Origin of the sequence: Hydrogenophaga sp. NH-16, assembly GCF_004006415.1 — a bacterium.
GTDB classification, from domain to species: domain Bacteria; phylum Pseudomonadota; class Gammaproteobacteria; order Burkholderiales; family Burkholderiaceae_C; genus Hydrogenophaga; species Hydrogenophaga pseudoflava.
This window is the reverse complement of the sequence record NZ_CP029344.1, coordinates 3,282,669-3,302,110: the sequence shown is the minus strand read 5'-3', so window position 1 is coordinate 3,302,110 and position 19,442 is coordinate 3,282,669. Positions and strand designations below refer to the sequence as shown.

The 19,442-nt window shown below is 64.5% G+C and carries 18 protein-coding genes; all 18 read right to left on the bottom strand.

Annotated elements, in window-relative coordinates:
• Positions 1-2 precede the first annotated feature (2 nt).
• The gene (gene greA / locus DD542_RS15925; RefSeq protein WP_127806302.1) at positions 3-476 is read right to left on the bottom strand and encodes a transcription elongation factor GreA; all 474 of its coding nucleotides are present in this window, start codon (positions 474-476) and stop codon (positions 3-5) included.
• A 117-nt stretch (positions 477-593) separates the two neighbouring features.
• Complete coding sequence (locus DD542_RS15920; RefSeq protein WP_127806301.1) at positions 594-1,322, bottom strand: alpha/beta hydrolase; 729 nt, start codon at positions 1,320-1,322, stop codon at positions 594-596.
• Between the two features lie 131 nt (positions 1,323-1,453).
• Positions 1,454-2,428, bottom strand: coding sequence for a helix-turn-helix domain-containing protein (locus tag DD542_RS15915; RefSeq protein ID WP_241559576.1), 975 nt, complete (start codon positions 2,426-2,428; stop codon positions 1,454-1,456).
• A gap of 50 nt (positions 2,429-2,478) precedes the next feature.
• Entirely contained in the window at positions 2,479-5,763 is a 3,285-nt protein-coding gene (carB, locus tag DD542_RS15910) for a carbamoyl-phosphate synthase large subunit (protein WP_127806299.1), read from the bottom strand.
• Positions 5,764-5,797: 34 nt separating this feature from the next.
• Entirely contained in the window at positions 5,798-6,160 is a 363-nt protein-coding gene (locus DD542_RS15905) for a hypothetical protein (RefSeq protein ID WP_127806298.1), read from the bottom strand.
• Positions 6,161-6,183: 23 nt separating this feature from the next.
• Positions 6,184-7,338: a glutamine-hydrolyzing carbamoyl-phosphate synthase small subunit gene (carA, locus tag DD542_RS15900; RefSeq protein ID WP_241559575.1), complete on the bottom strand. Its 1,155-nt coding sequence runs from the start codon at positions 7,336-7,338 to the stop codon at positions 6,184-6,186.
• 178 nt (positions 7,339-7,516) lie between these two features.
• The gene (locus DD542_RS15895; protein ID WP_127806296.1) at positions 7,517-8,296 is read right to left on the bottom strand and encodes an RNA methyltransferase; all 780 of its coding nucleotides are present in this window, start codon (positions 8,294-8,296) and stop codon (positions 7,517-7,519) included.
• A complete protein-coding gene (gene rnhB / locus DD542_RS15890; protein ID WP_066154309.1) occupies positions 8,293-8,922 on the bottom strand; it encodes a ribonuclease HII in 630 nt (209 codons plus the stop codon). Before rnhB ends, DD542_RS15895 begins: the two co-directional genes overlap by 4 nt.
• Positions 8,894-10,033 carry a lipid-A-disaccharide synthase gene (lpxB, locus tag DD542_RS15885; RefSeq protein WP_206610682.1) on the bottom strand — a complete coding sequence of 380 codons (1,140 nt, stop codon included), beginning with the start codon at positions 10,031-10,033 and terminating at the stop codon, positions 8,894-8,896. The genes rnhB and lpxB overlap by 29 nt, the downstream gene beginning before the upstream one ends.
• Before the next feature lie 16 nt (positions 10,034-10,049).
• A complete protein-coding gene (gene lpxA / locus DD542_RS15880) occupies positions 10,050-10,838 on the bottom strand; it encodes an acyl-ACP--UDP-N-acetylglucosamine O-acyltransferase (protein WP_066154312.1) in 789 nt (262 codons plus the stop codon).
• A 19-nt stretch (positions 10,839-10,857) separates the two neighbouring features.
• Positions 10,858-11,295 (bottom strand): 3-hydroxyacyl-ACP dehydratase FabZ, encoded by a 438-nt coding sequence (gene fabZ / locus DD542_RS15875; protein ID WP_066154315.1) that lies wholly within the window; start codon positions 11,293-11,295, stop codon positions 10,858-10,860.
• An 11-nt stretch (positions 11,296-11,306) separates the two neighbouring features.
• On the bottom strand, positions 11,307-12,350 hold the full coding sequence (gene lpxD / locus DD542_RS15870) for a UDP-3-O-(3-hydroxymyristoyl)glucosamine N-acyltransferase (protein ID WP_127806295.1): 1,044 nt from the start codon (positions 12,348-12,350) through the stop codon (positions 11,307-11,309).
• Between the two features lie 8 nt (positions 12,351-12,358).
• Positions 12,359-12,877, bottom strand: a complete 519-nt coding sequence (locus tag DD542_RS15865) for an OmpH family outer membrane protein (protein WP_066154325.1) — start codon at positions 12,875-12,877, stop codon at positions 12,359-12,361.
• A complete protein-coding gene (gene bamA, locus DD542_RS15860) occupies positions 12,877-15,177 on the bottom strand; it encodes an outer membrane protein assembly factor BamA (RefSeq protein ID WP_127806294.1) in 2,301 nt (766 codons plus the stop codon). Before bamA ends, DD542_RS15865 begins: the two co-directional genes overlap by 1 nt.
• A 14-nt stretch (positions 15,178-15,191) precedes the next feature.
• The gene (gene rseP, locus DD542_RS15855) at positions 15,192-16,556 is read right to left on the bottom strand and encodes an RIP metalloprotease RseP (RefSeq protein ID WP_127806293.1); all 1,365 of its coding nucleotides are present in this window, start codon (positions 16,554-16,556) and stop codon (positions 15,192-15,194) included.
• Positions 16,557-16,622: 66 nt separating this feature from the next.
• Entirely contained in the window at positions 16,623-17,810 is a 1,188-nt protein-coding gene (ispC, locus tag DD542_RS15850; RefSeq protein WP_127806292.1) for a 1-deoxy-D-xylulose-5-phosphate reductoisomerase, read from the bottom strand.
• Positions 17,807-18,649: a phosphatidate cytidylyltransferase gene (locus tag DD542_RS15845; RefSeq protein WP_127806291.1), complete on the bottom strand. Its 843-nt coding sequence runs from the start codon at positions 18,647-18,649 to the stop codon at positions 17,807-17,809. The genes ispC and DD542_RS15845 overlap by 4 nt, the downstream gene beginning before the upstream one ends.
• On the bottom strand, positions 18,642-19,409 hold the full coding sequence (uppS, locus tag DD542_RS15840) for a polyprenyl diphosphate synthase (RefSeq protein ID WP_066154342.1): 768 nt from the start codon (positions 19,407-19,409) through the stop codon (positions 18,642-18,644). Before uppS ends, DD542_RS15845 begins: the two co-directional genes overlap by 8 nt.
• Positions 19,410-19,442: the final 33 nt, after the last annotated feature.

The window sequence follows — 19,442 nt, the reverse complement described above, 5'->3', positions numbered from 1 at the left end:
GTTCAGACGTAGCGCACCGCCACGATCTCGAAGCGGCGCGTGCCGCCGGGGGTCTGCACCTCGGCGGTGTCGCCCTCTTCCTTGCCGATCAGCGCCCGCGCGATCGGACTGCTGATGTTGACCAGCCCCTGCTTGAGGTCGGCCTCGTCTTCACCCACGATCTGGTAGGTCATCTCGTTGCCGCTGTCCTCGTCCGACAGCTCGACCGTCGAGCCGAACACCACACGGCCGCCAGCGTCCAGTGTCGAGGGGTCAATGACCTGCGCCGCCGAGAGCTTGCCTTCGATCTCGGCGATCCGGCCTTCGATGAAACCCTGGCGTTCCTTGGCCGCGTCGTAGTCGGCGTTTTCGCTCAGGTCACCCTGCGCGCGCGCTTCGGCAATGGCCTGGATGACGCCCGGGCGCTCCACGGTCTTGAGCTTGTGCAACTCGGCCTTCAGCATTTCAGCGCCGCGCTTGGTGATGGGATAGGTCATTTTTCGAACTCCGGGGTCGGCAAAAAGCAAACCGCCGATCGTTTCCGGTCGGCGGCCAATGGCCCGGATTATGCAACGAAACCCGGGCCCTCATGCCCGGGGAAACCGCGGTTGCGCTCAGTCGCGGCCGGCCTGCTCGATGGCGTCGGCCAGCCGTTTCGGATCGGTGAAACACAGCTCGTGGCTGCCGCTGCACTCCACCAGCCGGAACAGGCCCAGCCGTTCGGACAGCCGGGGGTGCCAGGGCAGGCTGTGGGGCAGCGCCGTGTCCTGCTGGCAATTGATGTAGCTCTTGCCCAGGGTCATGGCCGCCAGCGGTGTCGACAGCTTCGCCGGGTCGGTGAAGGTCTTGTAGGGATGGGGGTTGAGCAGTCCGTAGGCCTTCTCGGCCAGCGCCGCATCGGCGTCGTTGATGAAGGCCTCACGCCAGATCGGGTACGGCAGCATCACCGAACCGTTGTTTGCGGCGGCGATGCCGTCGAACAAAGCCACGTAGTGCGGCGGCACCAGGTCGTTGAGGCACTCGCCATCCAGCGGCACGAAGGCGTTCCAGTAGACCAGACGGCGGATGCGCTGCGCCGCCTGGTCGGCGGCATGGCTGATCACCATGCCGCCGTAGCTGTGGCCCATCAGGCGCACGTCCTTCAGGTCGTGCTGGTGCAGGTAATCCACCAGGGACGCCGCGGCCTCGGCCAGGCCGGTGGTGCTGCGGTCGTCGCCGGGGCGGTTGCCCGCCAGGGTTGGACAGAACACGGTGTGCCCCTTGGCGCGCAGGTGCTGGGCCACGGGCTCCATCAGCTCGCCGGTGTGCCAGGCGCCGTGGACAAGAACATAGGTATCGGCCATGAAGGTCTCCTCGAATGGGTGGCGGGGAATGGTGGCCAGCGGCCACACCACCGACACTCTAGAAACCCATGCCGGCTCGCGCTGGCCGGGTTGCGCCAGCCGGGCCGCCGGGTTGCGCCAACCCCACGGTGTCAGTGGCCGCGCCGATCCCGCACCCAGCGCTGGGGCGTCACCCCCATCACCCGCTGGAAATCGCGGCCGAAATGGGAGGCATCGGCGTAACCGCAGCGCCGCCCCACCTCGGCCATGTGCAGTCCGGCGAGCCGGGGCTGCGCGAGCAGTTCACAGGCATGGGCGATGCGCTCCTCGCGCCAGCGCCCCATCACCGTCTCGCCCGCCGCCGTGAACGCGCGGTGCAGGCTGCGCACCGACACCTGCAGTTGCACCGCAAGCTCGTCGGCGCGCCAGCCGGGCTCTCCGCGACGCTCCCGCATGAGGGCCACGGCGCGCTCGCGCAGGTCACCGGCGCCGGCTGCGTGGCGGTGCGTCACCGGCTCCATAGACGCCGCGAGCAAGGCGCCAAACTGGGCTTCCAGCCAGTCGGGCGCCATCTGAAGCGCCAGTTCGGGCTGGCGCCCCAGTTGCAGGCTCAGCGCCGACAGCATGGCGCCCCAGCCCTGCTCGCGGTGCGCCACCCGCGCATGGGACAGGTCCACGGTCTGCAGCCACTGGCCGACCCAGGCGCGCGGCATCTGCACCGACAGGCAGGTGACCGAGTGCGGGAAGTGCAGTTCGTAGGCCTGTGCCGCGTCCACCAGCACCGTGTCACCAGGGCGTAGCTGCAGCACGCGCCCACCCTGCTTCACCAGCCAGGGCTGTTCGATCTGGGTGATGAGGTAGAACGGCTGGTCCTTGCTTTTTGCGATGGCGGCGGGCGTCCGGTACACATCCTGGGTGGAGGCCTGCACCCGGTTGACCGCCAGCCGCTGCAGCGGCAGGTGGACGAGCTGTCCGTCGAAACGGTCCGCGTCGGTGGAGCTGCAGTCCATTTCGAGGAAGGCCTCGCAGATCGCGCCCACCCAGTAGTCCAGCCGCTCGCGCGGGCGGGCCTGCGCGGTGGTCCATTCGCGCAGGCGGGTGTCGGGGGCCGAAAGCACAGCGGGCATGGCCACAATCTAGTGACCATGCCCGCGGGGAGCAAGGGGACTTACGCGGATCAGGCCGTCAGTTGCGCGTGCATCTCCTGCACCGAAATCACGCCCAGGCTGTCCATGTGTCGCATGCCCTCCACCGCGGCTTCCGCGCCGGAGATGGTGGTGAAGGTGGTCACGCGGGCCAGCAGCGCCGACGTGCGGATGGCGCGCGAATCGGCGATTGCGTTGCGGCGCTCCTCGACCGTGTTGATCACCAGGGCGATCTCGCCGTTCTTGATCATGTCCACGATGTGCGGGCGGCCTTCGGTGACCTTGTTGACCGTCTGCACCGGAATGCCGGCCGCGCCGATGGCCGCCGCCGTGCCCCGCGTGGCCACCAGCTCGAAACCGAGCGCGACCAACTGGCGCGCCACTTCCACGGCGCGCGGCTTGTCGCCGTTCTTCACGGTCAGGAACACCTTGCCCGAGCGCGGCAGCTTGGTGCCGGCGCCCAACTGGCTCTTGACGAAGGCCTCGCCGAAGGTCTTGCCAACGCCCATGACCTCACCGGTGGACTTCATCTCCGGGCCAAGGATGGTGTCCACGCCCGGGAACTTCACGAACGGGAACACGGCTTCCTTGACGCTGAAGTACGGCGGCGTGACCTCGGCGCCGATGCCCTGCTGGTCCAGCGTCTGGCCGGCCATGCAGCGCGCCGCCACCTTGGCCAGCTGGATGCCGGTGGCCTTGGAGACGAAGGGCACCGTGCGCGAGGCGCGCGGGTTCACTTCGAGCACGAAGATCACGTCGGTCTTGACGCCGTTCTCTTCCTTCTCCTGGATCGCGAACTGCACGTTCATCAGGCCCACCACGTTCAGGCCTTCGGCCATCGCCGCGGTCTGGCGCTTGAGTTCGTCGATGGTGGCCTTGGACAGGTAGTACGGCGGCAGCGAGCAGGCGGAATCACCGGAGTGCACGCCAGCCTGTTCGATGTGTTCCATTACGCCGCCGATGAAGACGCGGCCCGAGGCGTCGCGCACGGCGTCGACGTCGCATTCGATGGCATCGTTCAGGAATCGGTCCAGCAACACCGGCGAGTCGTTGCTCACCTTCACCGCTTCGCGCATGTAGCGCTCCAGGTCGCGCTGCTCGTGCACGATTTCCATCGCGCGACCGCCCAGCACATAGCTGGGGCGCACCACCAGCGGGTAGCCCAGGGCTGCGGCCTTCTCCAGCGCATCGGCTTCGGTGCGGGCTGTGGCGTTGGGCGGCTGGCGCAGGCCCAGGTCGTGCAGCAGCTTCTGGAAGCGCTCACGGTCTTCGGCCGCGTCGATCATGTCGGGCGTGGTGCCAATGATGGGCACACCGTTGGCTTCCAGGCCGAGCGCGAGCTTCAGCGGCGTCTGGCCGCCGTACTGCACGATCACGCCGACCGGCTTTTCCTTGTCGACGATTTCCAGCACGTCTTCCAGCGTCAGCGGCTCGAAGTACAGGCGGTCGCTGGTGTCGTAGTCCGTGGACACGGTTTCCGGGTTGCAGTTGACCATGATGGTCTCGTACCCGTCTTCGCGCATGGCCAGCGCGGCGTGCACGCAGCAGTAGTCGAACTCGATGCCCTGGCCAATGCGGTTCGGACCTCCACCCAGCACCATGATCTTCTTCTTGTCGGTCGGCTCGGCTTCGCACTCGCCGTCGCCATGGCCTTCGTAGGTGGAGTACAGGTAGGCGGTGTCGGTGGCGAACTCGGCCGCGCAGGTGTCCACCCGCTTGTAGACCGGGCGCACGTTCAGCGCCTTGCGACGTTCGCGCACGGCGGTGTCGGTGGTGGCCAGCAGCTTGGCGAGGCGGCGGTCGGAGAAGCCCTTCTTCTTCAGGCCGCGCAGCGTGTCGGCGTCCAGGCTGGTCAGCGCGCCCTCGCCTTTCTCGGCCACCAGCTGGTCCATGGCCATCTCGAGCTTGATGATTTCCTCGATCTGGATCAGGAACCACTTGTCGATCTTGGTGAACTGGTGCACCTCGTCAAGCGACCAGCCGGCGGCGAAGGCATCGCCCACGTACCAGATGCGCTCTGGGCCGGGTTCGCCCAGCTCGCGCTCCAGCGTCTCGCGGTCCTGGGTTTTCTCATTCATGCCGTCGACGCCGACTTCCAGACCGCGCAGGGCCTTCTGGAACGACTCCTGGAAGGTGCGGCCCATGGCCATCACCTCGCCCACCGACTTCATCTGCGTGGTCAGGCGGCTGTCGGCCGTCGGGAACTTCTCGAAGGCGAAACGAGGAATCTTGGTGACCACGTAGTCGATCGAGGGCTCGAACGACGCGGGCGTGGCGCCACCGGTGATCTCGTTGCGCAACTCGTCCAGCGTGTAGCCCACGGCCAGCTTGGCCGCGACCTTGGCGATCGGGAAGCCGGTGGCCTTGGAGGCCAGGGCCGACGAACGCGAGACGCGCGGGTTCATCTCGATCACCACCATGCGACCGTCGGCCGGGTTGATGGAGAACTGCACGTTGGAGCCACCGGTGTCGACGCCAATTTCGCGCAGCACCGCCAGCGAGGCGTTGCGCAGGATCTGGTATTCCTTGTCGGTCAGCGTCTGGGCGGGCGCAACGGTGATGGAGTCACCGGTGTGCACGCCCATCGGGTCCAGGTTCTCAATGGAGCAGACGATGATGCAGTTGTCCGCCTTGTCGCGCACGACTTCCATCTCGTACTCTTTCCAGCCGAGCAGCGATTCTTCGATCAGCAGCTCGTTGGTCGGCGAGGCTTCCAGGCCGCGCTTGCAGATGGTCTCGAACTCTTCCGGGTTGTAGGCGATGCCGCCGCCGGTGCCACCCAGCGTGAAGCTGGGACGGATCACGGTCGGGAAACCGGTCATCTTCTGAACCGCCCAGGCCTCTTCCATGCTGTGGGCGATGCCCGAGCGCGCGGAGCCCAGACCGATCTTGGTCATGGCGTCCTTGAACTTCAGGCGGTCTTCGGCCTTGTCGATGGCCTCCGGTGTGGCGCCGATCAGTTCCACGCCGTAGCGCGCCAGCACGCCGTTGCGCCACAGGTCCAGCGCGCAGTTCAGCGCGGTCTGGCCGCCCATGGTCGGCAGGATGGCAAAACCGCCCGGGGTCTGGGGCCGTTCCTTGGCGATGATCTTCTCGACCGTCTGCCAGGTGATGGGCTCGATGTAGGTGACGTCGGCCGTGGCCGGGTCGGTCATGATGGTGGCCGGGTTGCTGTTGATCAGCACCACCCGGTAGCCCTCTTCGCGCAGGGCCTTGCAGGCCTGCACGCCCGAGTAATCGAACTCGCAGGCCTGGCCGATGATGATCGGGCCAGCTCCGATGATGAGGACGGTCTGGATGTCTGTTCTTTTCGGCATGGGTTCGCTTGTGTATCTAGGCGGCAGGTCGGGCTCAGGCCTGGCGCTGGGTTTCCAGTTTTTTCAGCAAGGCCTGCACGCGTTCGGCAGGCACGTTCTTCTGCATCAGCTGCAGCAGGCCGTCGCCTTCGATGATCGGGCGCAGCACTTCGACCTCGGCGGGATAGAACAAGGCATCCCACGCAGCCATTTCGGTGTTGAAGGTCTCGTCGTCCCAGGTCTTGCCCTTGGCGATCAGGGTGACCAGCGGCATCGCCTTGTTCTCGATGAAAGCCTTGCGGTAGGGCTTCTGCGCCCAGCGCTGGCCGAACCACTCCTTGTGGGGCGACTCCAGACCCAGCATGCGCTTGGCGATGGCCTTCTCGATCGCAAAAACCGGGAAACTGAAGAGCTTCATGGGTGGTTCCTTGGGGTGCTGGCTCAGGCCTTGGCCTGCATCAGGTCGATGAAGCGGTCGAACAGGTAGCCGATGTCGTGCGGGCCAGGCGAGGCTTCCGGGTGGCCCTGGAAGCAGAACGCCGGCTTGTCGGTGCGCGCCAGACCCTGCAGCGTGCCGTCGAACAGGCTCACGTGCGTCGGGCGCAGATTGCCGGGCAGGCTCTTCTCATCCACCGCAAAACCGTGGTTCTGGCTGGTGATGGAGACGCGGCCGCTGTCCAAGTCCTTGACCGGGTGATTGGCACCATGGTGGCCGAACTTCATCTTGAAAGTCCTGGCGCCTGACGCCAGCGCCATGATCTGGTGGCCCAGGCAGATGCCGAAGGTCGGCGTGCCAGTCTCGATCAGTTCCTTGGCGGCGGCGATGGCGTAGTCGCACGGCTCCGGGTCGCCAGGACCGTTGGACAGGAAGATGCCATCGGGCTGGTGCTTGAGCACCTCGGCGGCCGGCGTCTGCGCCGGCACCACCGTGACCTTGCAGCCGCGCTCGGCCAGCATGCGCAGGATGTTCTTCTTGACGCCGAAGTCGTAGGCGACCACGTGGAACTTCGGTGCCGTCTGCTCGCCGTAGCCGCTGCCCAGCTTCCACTCGGACTGGGTCCAGTCGTAGGACGCTGTCGCGGACACCACCTTGGCCAGATCCTGACCTGCCATGTTCGGCGCGGCCTGGGCCGCGGCAACCGCCTGCGCACGGTGTGCGTCGGTGATCACCTCACCGGCCGGCAGGGCCAGGATGCAGCCGTTCTGCGCGCCCTTGGTGCGCAGCAGACGCGTCAGCGCCCGGGTGTCGAGGTCGGCGATGGCCACGGTGCCTTCGCGCTGCAGGTACTGGGACAGCGTCTCTTCGGAACGGAAGTTGGACGCCAGAAGGGGCAGGTCTTTGATGATCAGGCCAGCAGCGTGGATGCGGTCGGCTTCCACGTCCTCACGGTTCACGCCGGTGTTGCCGATGTGGGGGTATGTGAGGGTGACGATTTGCTGGCAATAGCTCGGATCGGTGAGGATTTCCTGGTAGCCGGTGATCGAGGTGTTGAACACCACCTCGCCGGTCGTCTGACCGGTGGCTCCGATGGAAACCCCCGTAAAGACCGTGCCGTCGGCGAGCGCAAGAAGGGCTTTCGGATGGACGGGAAGCACGGTTTTCTCCAGAGGTTTTTCGGACGCACCCGCGCCCGCCATGGGGCACAACCGGGGAGATTCGCGCCCGCTCCCGCATCGTCGCAGGGGATCGCGACAGCGGGCTTGGGACGGGGAACCTGGGCAGGAAGCCGGGGCGGACGCAGCGAGATGCGTCGATTGCGGGTAAACCCCGGAATTATAGCGGCAGGGCCCTGGCCGCCGCGCTCGCGTGCAGGCAGATCGCCGCTGCAGCGGCCACGTTCAGCGACTCCTCGCCCCCGGGCTGGGTGATGCGGACCGAGCGGCTGGCCATGGCCTCCAGTTCGGGACGCACGCCCTGCCCCTCATGTCCCATGACCCAGGCGCAAGGCCAGGGCAGTTCGGAGCGGTGCAGGAACTCGCCTCTGTGGGAACTGGTGACCAGCATGGGCACAGCGAGCGGCCTCAGATCATCCAGTGTCAGCCCCTCGACCAGCCGGAGCGCGAAATGCGCTCCCATGCCTGCCCGCAGCACTTTGGGCGACCACAGGCCGGCGGTGCCCTTGAGCGCCAGCACCTGGCCAAACCCCATCGCAGCGGCGCTGCGCAGGATGGAGCCGACGTTGCCGGCGTCCTGCAGGCGGTCCAGCACCACCGTCGAAGCCGCCGGGTCCGGTGCCGGGCGGGTCGGTAGATCCCAGAGGAAGCCCATGCCGGCAGGTGACTCCAGTCCGCTCACGCCCGCCATCAATGACTCAGAAACCAACACCCGGTGCTCACAGGCCACCCGCATGGCGTCGGCGGCATCCGACCAGCCGCGCTCCGTGAACACCGCCGTGGTCGGACGCTGGCCCCGGGCCAGCATGGCCCGGCACAGGTGATCGCCCTCCAGCCAGACCTGTCCCTGTTTTCGATAAGCCATGCTGTCCTGGGAGAGCAGGCGCAGGCGCTTGAGCAAGGGGTTGTCCCGCGAGGTGATCAGAATGGGTTCGTTCATGCGCCATGCTCCTGCATCGCCTGGGCCACTGGTGCAAACGAGCGCCGGTGTTCCGGCAACGGACCGAATTCGCGCAGCGCCGCCAGGTGCTGCGCCGTACCGTAGCCCTTGTGGCGATCAAACCCGTAGAGCGGGTGCTGCGCGTGAAGTTCGTCGAGCATGCGGTCGCGCGTGACCTTGGCCAGGATGGAGGCGGCTGAGATGGCCTGCACCAGCGCGTCACCGGACACGATGGCCTCGGCCACCACGTCCAGCACCGGCAAGCGGTTGCCATCCACCAGCACCTTCGCCGGTTTCAGGCGCAAGCCCTTGACCGCGCGCTGCATGGCCAGCATGGTGGCCTGCAGGATGTTGAGCCGGTCGATCTCCTCCACGGTCGCGAGCGCCACGCTGCAGCACAGGGCTTTGGCCCGGATTTCGTCGAACAGTTTTTCGCGGCGCAACGCGGTCAGCTTCTTGGAGTCGGCCAGTCCCTTGATCGGCTTGTGGTCGTCCAGGATCACGGCCGCCGCCACCACCGGCCCAGCCAGGGGCCCGCGGCCGGCCTCGTCCACACCCGCAACCAGCCCGGGAACGTCCCAGGCGAGGCTGACCTGCTCAGCCCGCAAGAACTTTTTCGATCGCATCGGTGGCCAGGCGTGCCGTGTCACGCTGCAGCAGATGGTGCAGCTGGGTGAAGCGCTCCTCCAGAGCCGCCACCCGCTGGGGAGAATCGAGCCAGGCGAGCGTGGCTTCGGCCAGCGCCGCCGGCGTCGCAGCGTCCTGCAACAGTTCGGGGACCACAAAATCGCTGCTCAGGATGTTGGGCAGTCCGACCCACGGCTGCAACTGCTTGCGACGCATGATGATCCAGGACAGCCAGTGCATGTTGTAGGCGATCACCATGGGGCGCTTGAACAGCGCCGCCTCCAGCGTGGCCGTGCCCGACGCGATCAGCGTCACGTCGCACGCAGCCAGCACCTCGTGTGAACGCCCCTGGACGATCAGCACATCCTGAAGACCTGCGTCCTGGGCGTGGGCCTCGATGACTTCACGCAATGCGGGGACCGCAGGCACCACGAAGCGCAGCCCTGGACGGCGCGACCGCATCAGCACCGCCGCATCGAAGAATCGGCGGGCCAGGTACTGCACCTCCGAGCGCCGGCTGCCAGGAAGAATGGCCACGACCGGCCCCTCGCCTTCGATGCCCAACGCACGCCGTGCGGCCAGACGATCCGGGACAAGCGGAATCACGCTGGCAATCGGGTGACCCACATAGGTGGCAGCAATTCCGTGGCGAGCGAGCAGTTCGGGCTCGAACGGGAAGATGCACAACACGTGGTCGGCACTGCGACGGATCTTTTCCACCCGCTCCGGACGCCAGGCCCAGATCGACGGGCAGATGAAATGCACCGTCTTCACGCCCGCCGAGCGGAGGCTGCTCTCGAGATCGAGGTTGAAATCAGGCGCATCCACGCCGATGAAGGCGTCGGGCCGCTCCTGCAGCAGGCGCTCCCGGAGCTGTGTGCGAATGCCCGCAATCTCCCGGTAGTGGCGCAACACCTCGACATAGCCTCGCACGGCCAGCTTGTCGCTGGACCACCAAGCCTCGAAGCCCTGCTTTGCCATGGCCGCGCCGCCGATGCCGACAGCCGACAGATCGGGCCAGCGGCCCTTGAGCCCCTTCAGAAGCAGACCTGCGAGCAGATCGCCCGACGTTTCGCCGGCGACCAGCGCGACACGGCGGGACGCATTCATGACCGGTGATGAGAAATCAGCGCGCAATGCCGCGCGTTGCCGCAGACAGGAAGCGGCTCATCAAGGCCACGTCCTCTGCCGCCTCGGGCGTCTCGGTTGCCAACGCATCAATGCCGGCGCGTGCAGCATCGAGTGTGAGGCCCTGCCGGTAGAGCAGTCTGTGCATCTGCTTGATCGCCGCGATCCGCGCGGCGGAAAAGTCGCGTCGCCTGAGCCCCACGGTGTTCAGCCCACGCACCGCCAGCGGGTTGCCGTCCACCAGCATGTACGGGGGCACATCCTGCGTGACCGCACTGGCAAAGCCGATCATCGCGTGTGCGCCCACCGAGACAAACTGGTGAATGCCAGTCAGTCCGCCCACGGTCACCCAGTCGGCCAGCAACACGTGCCCTGCCAGGGTGGTGTTGTTCGCCAGCGTGGTGTGGTTGGCCACGTGGCAGTCGTGCGCAATGTGGGTGTAGGCCATGATCCAGTTGTGGTCTCCCACCGTGGTACGGCCACCTGCCCCTGGCACCCCGAGGTTGAAGGTGCAGAACTCGCGGATCGTGTTGTGGTTGCCGATGATCAGCTCGGTGGGTTCACCCGCGTACTTCTTGTCCTGCGGCACCGCACCAATCGAGTTGAACTGGAAGATGCGGTTGTGCGCACCGATGGTGGTGCGGCCTTCGATCACGCAGTGCGCGCCAATCGACGTACCTGCACCGATCTTCACATGGGGCCCGACGATGGTGTACGGGCCGACCGAAACCGAATCGTCGAGCTCCGCAGAAGGGTCCACCAGCGCAGTGGGATGAATCTGCGTCACGTCAGCAGCCCCCCACCACTCAGGACACCGTGCGCATGGTGCACATCAACTCGGCCTCGCAGACCACGTCGTCGCCCACCCGGGTCACGCCCTTGAACTTGTAGATACCCGCGCGCACACGGTCCAGCTCAATGTCCATGACCAACTGATCCCCTGGTTCAACCGGTCGCTTGAAGCGGGCGCCGTCAATGCCGGCAAAGTAATAGACGGTGTTGTCGTCCATTGTTACCCCGGCGGTGTCGAAGGCCAGCAGCGCTGCCGCCTGGGCCATGGCCTCCAGCATGAGCACGCCAGGCATCACCGGACGGTTCGGAAAGTGACCACCGAAGAACGGCTCATTGATGGTGACATTCTTCAGCGCCTTGATGCGCTTGCCCTTTTCGATCTCCAGCACACGGTCCACCAGCAGGAACGGGTAACGGTGAGGCAGTTGTTTTCGGATCTGGTGGATGTCCATTGTGTTGATGCTCAGCTTTTCGGAAGATTGTTTTCAACTCGTTGTTCGAGGGCACGCACGCGTTCGCGCAAGCGACCCAGTTGCTTGAGCGATGCGGCGTTCTTTTCCCAGGCCGCATTGTCGTCGATGGGGAACATGCCGGTGTACAGCCCAGGCTGATGGATCGAACGGGTCACCACCGTCGCTGCGGAAATGTTCACCCGGTCTGCAAGCGTCAGATGGCCCAGCACAATGGCGCCACCGCCGACCGAACAATGCGCACCAATCGTGGCCGTGCCCGCCACGCCGACACAACCCGCCATCGCCGTGTGATCGCCGATGCGCACGTTGTGACCGATCTGTATCAGGTTGTCGAGCTTGACACCATTGCCGATGACCGTATCGTCCAGCGCGCCGCGGTCGATGCAGGTGTTGGCGCCGATTTCGACATCGTTCCCGATACGGACGGCACCCAACTGTTCTATCTTGACCCACTCTCCCTGATGAGGTGCGAACCCGAAGCCGTCGGCACCAATGACCACGCCGGGATGAAGAATGCAGCGTTGACCAACCACACAACGGTCGCCGATGTTGACCCTGGCGTGGAGCAGTGTTTCCTCTCCTACCGCGGCATCTCTGCCCACGATGGAATGGGGTCCGATTCGCGCCCCGTCACCAATCCTTGCCCCAGGGCCGACGACGGCAAACGGACCGATCGAAACGCGATCTCCGATGACTGCGGATGGGTGGATGCTCGCGAAAGGGTCAACCCGAGGCGCCTCTGCAGGCTCGTGCTGAGCCTTCCACCATTGGGTCAGGCGGGCAAAGTACAGATACGGATCGTCGCAGACAATACAGGCACCGCGCGACATGGCCGCATCTCTCAGGCCGGCGGGAATGATCAAAGCACCCGCCGCTGTTGTCTGGATCTGGGCCGCGTAGCGCGCCTGGGCAACGAATGAAAGCTCGTCCGCCCGGGCCGTTGCGAGCGGCGCCAGACGGTGAATCTGTAGACTGGCGTTCCCGACGAGCTCTCCACCCAGGGCGCCGACGATGTCGCCGAGCGACCGGGACATGACGGGCCTTACTTGGTGTTGTTCAAGCCACTGAGCACCTTGTCGGTGATGTCGTGCTTGGGGTTGATATAGACCGCCTCCTGAAGGATCAGGTCGTACTTTTCAGTTTCAGCCACCTGCTTGATCACTCGATTGGCTTTTTCAAGCAACTGCTGAACTTCTTCGTTCTTGCGCATGGTGACGTCTTCCTGAAACTCCCGCTGCTTGCGCTGGAAGTCCCGGTCCTGGTCCACCAGTTGCCGCTGGCGGGTCACTCGCTGTGCTTCGGGCAGTGTGGGGGCGTCGCGTTCAAGCTTCTCGGACGCAGCCTTGAGCTGTGCGGCCAGCCCCTGCAGATCCTTCTCGCGTCGGGAGAATTCCTGCTCCAGCTTGGTCTGTGACGCCTTCGCCATGTTGGCCTCACGCAGAATGCGCTCGGTGTTGACGAAACCCACACGAAAGTCCTGGGCTGCCGCTGTCAAGGTCACGCAGGTGGCTGCGAGAAAAACGGCCAGGTGACGGGCAAAGCGACGCTGCAAGGTCTTCATCAAAAGGATGTTCCGATCTGAAACTGGAATTTCTGGATTCTATCGCCGGAGAACTTGCGCACCGGGTTGGCGAGCGCAAAGCGCAAAGGGCCGACCGGTGAGATCCAGCTCAGGCCAACGCCCACCGAAGAGCGCATCTTGCTGAAGTCGATACTTTCCGATTCACCATAGACGTTGCCTGCGTCAACAAACGCAAACCAGCGCAATGTGCGGTCGTTGCCTGCCCCCGGGAAGGGTGCGATGAACTCTGCATTGAAGACGATATTGCGGGCCCCGCCGATGTTGACGGTTTCGCCGGTCGTCGATCCGATGACTGCCGAGGTTGGGCCAAGGGTTCCCTGCTCGAAGCCGCGAACCGACCCGAGGCCACCGCCGTAAAAATTGCGCAACACCGGGAACGTCTTGCCTCCCAGCCCCTTGCCGACACCGAGTTCGGTGTTGAATGCAAAGGTGTATTGGCGGGTGATGGGCAGATACTGCTGGAACTGATAGGTGAGCTTGGCATACCGCCGGTCTCCCCCGAGGCCAAATTCGGAGTTGAGCCGCTGCAGTCGACCCTCCGTCGGGACGAGAGCGCTGTCTCTGTTGTCACGCGCCCAGCCAATGGTCGCAGGCAGATAGGTTCCCCCCTGGTCTCGATAGGCCTCGGGAAGCTGGTCTCCCTCCTTCACCTTGACCCGCTCCGCCCCGACCCCGAAGAAAACGGTGTCGGTCTCGGTGAAAGGCACGCCAAACCGCACACCGACCCCAGGCGTGGCGATTTCGTAGTCCCCGCCCTGCGCGTCATAGGGGCGGGTGGTTTTGTAGTACAGGTCAAAGGTCCGGGAAACACCATCCTGGGTAAAGTAGGGGTTGGTGGTACTCAGGACAAACTGGCGGTTGTAAGAACTGGTGTTGAGATCCAGCCCCAGATAGTTGCCGGAGCCGAAGACGTTTTCCTGCTTGATGCTGGCAATCAGCGACAGCTTGTCGGCCTGCGAATAACCAGCACCAATCGACAGGTTGCCCGTGGGCTTTTCGGCCACCGTCACCGTGAGATCCACCTGGTCATTGGTGCCCGGCACTGGCTCGGTGTCGATCCCGACCTCCGTGAAGAACCCCAGCCGGTCAATGCGGTCGCGCGAGAGCCGGATGCGATCGCTGTCATACCAGGCCGACTCAAATTGGCGGAACTCGCGGCGGATGATTTCGTCACGGGTCCGATTGTTGCCTTCCACATTGATCCGGCGAACGTACACCCGACGCGACGGCTGGGCCCTCAGCGCGAACGCCACACGGTTGTTGACACGATCAATCAGGGGGGCCGCCTCCACTTGCGCGAACGCGTACCCAAATGCCCCGAAGTAGTCCGTGAATGCCTTGACGGTGCGCGCCACATCTTCAGCGTTGTAGGCTTCACCCGCGCGAATGCTCACAAGCGACTTGAACTCCTGCTCTTTGCCGAGGTACTCGCCCTCAAGCGCGACAGAAGACACCACGAAGCGATTGCCTTCGCTGATGTTGATGGTGACCGACATGTCCTGCTTGTCAGGTGAGATGGCCACCTGGGTGGACTCGACCTTGAACTCAAGGTATCCACGCGCGAGATAGTATGAGCGCAGGGTTTCCAGATCGGCGTTGAGCTTGGCCCGTGAGTAGCGATCAGCCTTGGTGTACCAGCTCATCCAGCCACCCGTGTCCAGATCGAACAGGTCGCGCAAGGTCGACTCGGAGAACGCCTGGTTGCCGACGATGCGGATGTCCTTGATCTTCGCCACCTCACCTTCCACCACATTGAAGTTGAGGTTGACCCGGTTGCGCTCACCCGGGGTCACGGTGGTCACCACTTGAGCGGCGTACATGCTGCGGTTGATGTACTGACGCTTGAGCTCCTGCTCGGCGCGGTCGGCCAGCGCCTTGTCAAACGGCCTGCCTTCAGCGAGCCCCACCTCCCTCAGGGCCTTCTTGAGCACCTCGGCATCAAACTCCTTGATGCCCGTGAAGCTCACATCGGCCACCGACGGACGCTCTTCCACGATCACCACGAGAACGTCCCCGTTGATCTGCAGCCGCACATCGGAGAAAAGCCCCAGGCCAAACAGAGCCCGAATGGCGGAAGACCCTTTGTCGTCGGTGTACTGGTCGCCAATACGGAAAGGCAAGGAGGCAAACACAGTGCCCGGCTCGACGCGCTGCAGGCCTTCGACCCGGATGTCCTTGAGTGTGAATGGGTCCACGGCCCAAGCGGGCAAGGCCATCAACAAGGAAGTGGCAATGGCGGACAGTTTGAGCCCACGCAGGCTGGAGACAAATGGTTTCATGAGAGAGAGATCGTTCAGCCCACGAGACGGGTGATATCGTTGAAGAGGGCAACGCACATGAGGGCCAGCAACACAGCCACTCCCCCTCGCTGCAGCCGTTCCAGCCAGACGTCGGACACCCCGCGGCCGGTCACACCCTCCCAAAGATAATACATCAGGTGCCCCCCATCGAGGACCGGCAACGGCAGCAGGTTCAGGACCCCAAGGCTGACGCTGATCAGGGCCAGAAACACGATGTAGGACGTGAGCCCCATGCTGGCCGATTTGCCTGCGTAGTCCGCGATGGTGAGCGGGCCGCTGATGTTCTTGAGGGAGGCCTCTCCGATCAGCATCTTGCCCATCATTTTCAGCGTCAACCAGGACACCTCCCAGGTGCGCTGGATGCCCAGCCACAGCCCTTCCAGCGCGCCGTGGCGCACCGTCGTCATCGCCGGCGCGGAGCCGACGTACGCGCCGATACGACCGATCCAGGCCTCACCCGATTTCTCTGGCTTGGGTTCCACGGTCAGGCTTAGCGTGCCGCCGTCACGGGACACGTCCCACACCTGGCGTACCGCCTGACCCTCAGCATTGACGCTGTCACGGATGCTCTGTCGCAGCGCACCGCCATCGGACACCGCCTTGCCGTCGACGCGCAACACACGGTCCCCCGCCCTCAACCCGGCAGCCTCCGCAGCACCGCCAGGCATGACGTCCCCCATCACCGGATCGGTCCATGGGGACAAGATGCCAATGCGCCTGAACAGCGTGGCGTCGGCCTCCTTGACGTCGATCTGGCTGAGCGGCAGCGTCAGCTCGCGCGCAGCGCCACCCTCCTCACGGGACACCAGCAGTTGCATGTCCTGATCAGACAACGCCGCCTGCGTCAGGCGCCAACGGAGGTCCTCGAACGACCTCACGGGCGACGCTTCGTCACCGTTCACGTAAGCGCTTTGCACCCACTCCCCGCCAACGAGTCCCGCCTTTTCCGCCACTGAACCAGCCACGGGTGAAGCAAGCACTGGCTTGGGCTCCTCCACACCGATCCAGTTCACCGCTGCATACAACACCACGGCGAGCAGCAGATTCGCTGCCGGCCCGGCCGCGACGATGGCCGCCCGCGAACGCAGCGGCTGTGTGTTGAACGCCAGATGGCGTTCCGCTGGATCCACCGGTGCTTCGCGCTCGTCCAGCATCCGCACATACCCGCCCAGCGGCAGGGCACACAACACAAACTCGGTCGGACTGCCAGCCCGTTGCCAACGCAGCAGCGGCTTTCCGAATCCGACGGAAAAGCGAAGCACCTTGACCCCGCAGGCCACGGCCACCCGGTAGTGACCATACTCGTGCACAGCGATCAACAGGCCCAAGGCCACGACAAAGGCAATCAATGTGGTCATAGGTCCCTCGAAGTATCAAATCGGCAGCGCACACAACCCTGGCCTGAAGGGCCAAGCAGGGCAGGTTCAGCCGCGGCAGCGATCCACGCAGGCCGAGGCCATCGCTCGCGCTTGCTCGTCCAGCGCGAGCAGCGCTTCCAGACCCTCGGCCTTGGAGGGCGACAAGGCCTCCAAAGTTGCACGATTGACCACATGAATGTGATCGAAGCGCAGCCGCCGATCCAGAAAGGCCGCCACCGCCACCTCGTTCGCGGCATTGAGCACAGCGGTGGTTCCCGGAGGTCCTTCCAGGGCCTCCCAGGCCAGGCGCAGGCCGGGAAAACGAAGGTCGTCGGGCTTTTCGAATGTCAGGGCAGTCAACGCCGAAAAATCCAGCGCATTTGCACCAGACTGCATGCGCTCGGGCCATGACAGGCCGTAGGCAATCGGAACCCGCATGTCGGGTGTCCCCAATTGGGCCACCACCGAACGGTCATGGAACTGAACCATCGAATGCACCACGCTCTGGGGATGAATCACCACCTCGATCTGAGACGGTTTCACACCAAACAGGTACCTGGCCTCGATGACCTCCAGCACCTTGTTCATCATGGTGGCGGAGTCGACCGAAATCTTGCGCCCCATCACCCAGTTCGGATGGGCACAGGCTTCTTCTGGCGTCACCGAATGCATGGTGGACGGATCACGCTGTCTGAAGGGGCCGCCCGATGCGGTCAGCAGGATCTTCTCCACGCGCCTGGGCCATGTCGAAGGGTCTTCAGGCAAGGACTGAAAAACCGCCGAGTGCTCACTATCGATAGGCAGCAACCGGCCGCCCCCCTCCGCCACGGCCTGCATGAACCACTCACCGCCCACGACCAACGATTCTTTGTTGGCCAGCAGAAGCTTCTTGCCAGCCCGCGCCGCAGCGACACTTGGCTCCAGGCCGGCCGCACCGACGATGGCCGCCATCACGGCGTGGACCTGCGGGTCGGCACTGACCTCGCAGAGGGCACGGGGGCCCGACAACACCTGAACCTTCAGACCTTCTGCTTTCACCCTGTCCGCCAGCAGCCGGGCATGCTCCGGGCTGGCCATCACAGCGTATTCGGGACGGTGCACCTTGCATTGCTCGAGCATGGACCCGACCTGAGTCGCTGCCGTGAGGGCAAACACCCGGAACCGTTCAGGGTGGCGGGCGATGACGTCCAGGGTGTTGGTACCGATTGATCCGGTCGATCCGAGGATGGTGATGTTCTGCACGGGCACGATCATCTCTCCAGCAGATGGGCAAAAAGCATGGCGACAGGCAACACGGGCAACAAGGCGTCCACCCGGTCAAGCACCCCACCATGCCCGGGCAGCAACTGGCTCGAATCCTTCATGCCCGCACTGCGCTTGACAAGTGACTCCAGAAGGTCTCCCACCACACTGGCAGCAGTCAGTAGAAGGAGTGCCGGGACCACCCAGCCCGGCCCTGCCTGCCACAGACGACTGAAAAGACTGGGCCCATCCGACGGATAGCGCTGATCGAACCACAGCCAGAACAGCGCCAGCAGGAACACCCCGAGAAGCCCGCTGAACACTCCTTCCCAGCTCTTGCCCGGACTCAGGGTCGGCGCGAGCTTGCGGCGACCAAACGTCCTTCCGCCGGCATAAGCGGCAATGTCCGCAGCCCACACAAGGGTCAAGACCGAAAGCAGAAACACTAAGCCTGTTTGCCGGGCCTGCACGAGCGCCAGCCAGGCACATGCGAGAACCAATAGACCACCCGACAATCGCCAAATCATCGGCCACTGCTGCCAACCAGCCACTCCGCGCCTGAGCATCAAGACCGACAGCAACAGCCATCCCCCAGCAGCGCCCCACCAGACGGCTGCCCACGAGCGGTCCAGCCCACCCCACAACCAGAAGAGCAGCAGCAGTCCGCCAAACCCTGCGCCGATCAGCAACGCCGCCTCCCCTGACTGGCCATTCATGCGAGCCCACTCCCAGCCAGCAGCGGAAACCATCACCACCGCCAAGGCAGCAAACGGAACAACAGAGGCATGAAACATGGCTGGCAGCACCACAGCCAAGAGCACCAGCGCGGTGATGATGCGTTGCTTAAGCATGCGAGCCGCTGGCCGCTGCCACCGGGCTGGACGGGCTCACCTGTTCGGAGGTCAATCCGAAACGGCGCTCGCGCCCTGCGTAGTCTTGGAAAGCCCGATCCAGTTCGGCGGCGTCGAAATCCGGCCACAGACAGGGTGTGAAAAACAGCTCGGAATACGCGCACTGCCAGAGCAGAAAGTTGCTGATGCGCATCTCGCCGCCCGTACGGATCAGCAGGTCGGGATCGCCCACGTGGGCCAGCGCCGTTGTTTGACACAACCCAGCTTCCGTGATGTCTCTGCCCTGGGCCAACAGCTGCTTCGCGGCGTTCACGATGTCCCAACGACCGCCATAGTTGAAACACACATTGAGTACCATGCGATCGTTGTGTGCGGTCGTCTGCTCGGCCTTGCGAAGGCCTTGCAGCAGGCGCGGAGACAGTCCGGAGGAGTCGCCTGGGAAGTGCAGTCTCACTCCACTCTTGTCGAGCTTGGGCACTTCCCGTGAAAGGGCCAACACCAGAAGATCCATCAGCCCTGAAACCTCTTCTGGAGGGCGGTTCCAGTTCTCGGACGAGAACGCGAACACCGTGAGCACTTGGACGTGGCGCTCAAGGCAAGCCCTGACAGTCCGGCGAAGCGCATCCACACCTTGCTTGTGCCCAGCCACCCTGGGCAATAGACGCTTCTTTGCCCAGCGGCCGTTGCCATCCATGACGATGGCCACATGCCGCGGCACGCCAACGGCATTCGGCGCGCCGGTCAGGGGATTGGAAGACATCGGCAAGCGAACCTGGTGTTGGAATGGGAACGA

What these genes read in the sequence shown, in the direction of transcription:
- greA (WP_127806302.1), bottom strand. Translation starts at nt 476, where the DNA reads ATGACCTATCCCATCACCAAGCGCGGCGCTGAAATGCTGAAGGCCGAG.
- DD542_RS15920 (WP_127806301.1), bottom strand. Translation starts at nt 1,322, where the DNA reads ATGGCCGATACCTATGTTCTTGTCCACGGCGCCTGGCACACCGGCGAG.
- DD542_RS15915 (WP_241559576.1), bottom strand. Translation starts at nt 2,428, where the DNA reads ATGCCCGCTGTGCTTTCGGCCCCCGACACCCGCCTGCGCGAATGGACC.
- carB (WP_127806299.1), bottom strand. Translation starts at nt 5,763, where the DNA reads ATGCCGAAAAGAACAGACATCCAGACCGTCCTCATCATCGGAGCTGGC.
- DD542_RS15905 (WP_127806298.1), bottom strand. Translation starts at nt 6,160, where the DNA reads ATGAAGCTCTTCAGTTTCCCGGTTTTTGCGATCGAGAAGGCCATCGCC.
- DD542_RS15895 (WP_127806296.1), bottom strand. Translation starts at nt 8,296, where the DNA reads ATGAACGAACCCATTCTGATCACCTCGCGGGACAACCCCTTGCTCAAG.
- rnhB (WP_066154309.1), bottom strand. Translation starts at nt 8,922, where the DNA reads ATGCGATCGAAAAAGTTCTTGCGGGCTGAGCAGGTCAGCCTCGCCTGG.
- lpxB (WP_206610682.1), bottom strand. Translation starts at nt 10,033, where the DNA reads ATGAATGCGTCCCGCCGTGTCGCGCTGGTCGCCGGCGAAACGTCGGGC.
- fabZ (WP_066154315.1), bottom strand. Translation starts at nt 11,295, where the DNA reads ATGGACATCCACCAGATCCGAAAACAACTGCCTCACCGTTACCCGTTC.
- lpxD (WP_127806295.1), bottom strand. Translation starts at nt 12,350, where the DNA reads ATGTCCCGGTCGCTCGGCGACATCGTCGGCGCCCTGGGTGGAGAGCTC.
- DD542_RS15865 (WP_066154325.1), bottom strand. Translation starts at nt 12,877, where the DNA reads ATGAAGACCTTGCAGCGTCGCTTTGCCCGTCACCTGGCCGTTTTTCTC.
- bamA (WP_127806294.1), bottom strand. Translation starts at nt 15,177, where the DNA reads ATGAAACCATTTGTCTCCAGCCTGCGTGGGCTCAAACTGTCCGCCATT.
- rseP (WP_127806293.1), bottom strand. Translation starts at nt 16,556, where the DNA reads ATGACCACATTGATTGCCTTTGTCGTGGCCTTGGGCCTGTTGATCGCT.
- ispC (WP_127806292.1), bottom strand. Translation starts at nt 17,810, where the DNA reads ATGATCGTGCCCGTGCAGAACATCACCATCCTCGGATCGACCGGATCA.
- DD542_RS15845 (WP_127806291.1), bottom strand. Translation starts at nt 18,649, where the DNA reads ATGCTTAAGCAACGCATCATCACCGCGCTGGTGCTCTTGGCTGTGGTG.
- uppS (WP_066154342.1), bottom strand. Translation starts at nt 19,409, where the DNA reads ATGTCTTCCAATCCCCTGACCGGCGCGCCGAATGCCGTTGGCGTGCCG.